Genomic DNA, 1,394 nt, shown 5'->3' on the forward strand with positions numbered 1-1,394 from the left:
ATACTGAAGGTCGCCCGTCAGCAGATAGCCGCGTTGCCCCGTCTCCGCATCCTGAGCGGCGGACAGCACTTCATCGACCGCGACGATCACCCGGTGTGTATGGATGATCTGTTGGTTGTTGGCCCGCAAGACTTCCACGTTGCGCCAGGCGATGACGCCGGTGGCGAAAAAGAAGGCGAGAACAAGGGCCAGCCCCAGCGTCGCCCAGGCTTCCATCTTTGAGCCCGTAGACGGGCGACGTGGCGATTTCATCAATCTGCGAACCTTGGCGAGCCTCGGGAACGCCCTGCCTACAGGCGGGGGCGAAGCGTGCAATAACCTATGCTGGACTCATCGCACAGGCTGGGCGAAGAGCGAGGCTAGGGGCGCCTGTTCGTCCTATGTTCGAGCCCGTCACGGGAACCCTCTGCGAGCATGAGCTTTGGCTGCCTATGGCTTCCGGCATCCACTTTGGCCCCATACCGGCAAACGCCGTCCATCTGTGCGTGGACATGCAAAGACTGTTCGCGGAGGACACGCCGTGGCGCACGCCCTGGATGCCGCGCGTCCTGCCTGTGATCGTGCATCTGTGCGAGCGCAAGGCCGAGCGTACCTGTTTCACCCGGTTCATCCCCGCCCGCTCGGCCGATGAGGGGCGGGGAGCCTGGCGTCGGTATTGGCGGCGATGGGCCTCGATGACGCTTGAAAATCTGGGGGAGGAACGGGTGGAGCTTCTGCCCGAGTTGCAGGCATTCGCTCCGCCCGGACAGGTGCTGGACAAGGCGCACTATTCTCCCTGGGTCGACACGGGTCTGGCGTCGGCTCTGATGGCGAGCCAGGTCGACACCTTGGTGGTGACGGGCGCCGAGACCGACATGTGCGTGCTGGCGACCGTTCTGGGCGCCGTGGATCTGGGTTTTCGCGTGGTGGTGGTGTCGGACGCTCTGTGCAGTTCTTCAGACCAGTCGCATGAAGCCTTGCTGGGTCTTTATCACGACCGTTTCGGCCAGCAGATCGAGACGGCGGAATGCGACGAAGTTCTCGAAGCCTGGATCTAGGCGGGGCCGCCCAGCAATCGCGCCAGGCTCGAATCGAAACCCTGAGCCTCTGGACCAGGCAGTAAGGTTGTGATGCTTCCGGTTTCATAAAGTTCAATCACGCGCGGATGCACATAGGAAGCTCGGCAGACCGTCGGCGTATTGCCAAGCAGGCCCGCGATCGTTCTCATGCAGGCTGAGACGTTGCGCCGGGCTTCGGTCTGGGACGTGGGGAGGGCCATCTCGCAGAAGGCGCGGGCGGCGGAAACGGTGGCCGCCCAGGTCCGGAAGTCCTTGGCGGAGAACTGATCCCCCATGGCCTCGCGGATATAGGCGTTCACGTCGTCTGAACTGATCGGCTTCAGAACGCCTTCGGCG

General features: G+C 63.2%; 2 protein-coding genes and 1 pseudogene. 1 reads left to right on the forward strand and 2 read right to left on the reverse strand.

Going from position 1 to position 1,394, the window contains the following annotated elements; translation table 11 throughout:
* Nucleotides 1–216 (reverse strand): CHASE3 domain-containing protein (locus ACU5AP_RS16285; RefSeq protein ID WP_446681562.1); only part of this gene is annotated, 216 nt, incomplete at its 3' end.
* A gap of 215 nt (nt 217–431) precedes the next feature.
* On the opposite strand from ACU5AP_RS16285, the gene ACU5AP_RS16290 reads away from it, so the two are divergent.
* Nucleotides 432–1,037, forward strand: a complete 606-nt coding sequence (locus tag ACU5AP_RS16290) for a cysteine hydrolase family protein (protein WP_446681563.1) — start codon at nt 432–434, stop codon at nt 1,035–1,037.
* Here ACU5AP_RS16290 and ACU5AP_RS16295 read toward each other — a convergent pair.
* Nucleotides 1,034–1,394: pseudogene (locus tag ACU5AP_RS16295) on the reverse strand (DNA topoisomerase IB); the annotation flags it as partial. The gene ACU5AP_RS16290 and the pseudogene ACU5AP_RS16295 overlap by 4 nt on opposite strands.

The organism is Brevundimonas sp. RM1 (assembly GCF_052907225.1).

Coding starts and splice junctions, on each gene's coding strand:
- ACU5AP_RS16290 (WP_446681563.1), top strand. CDS start 432: ATGGCTTCCGGCATCCACTTTGGCCCCATACCGGCAAACGCCGTCCAT.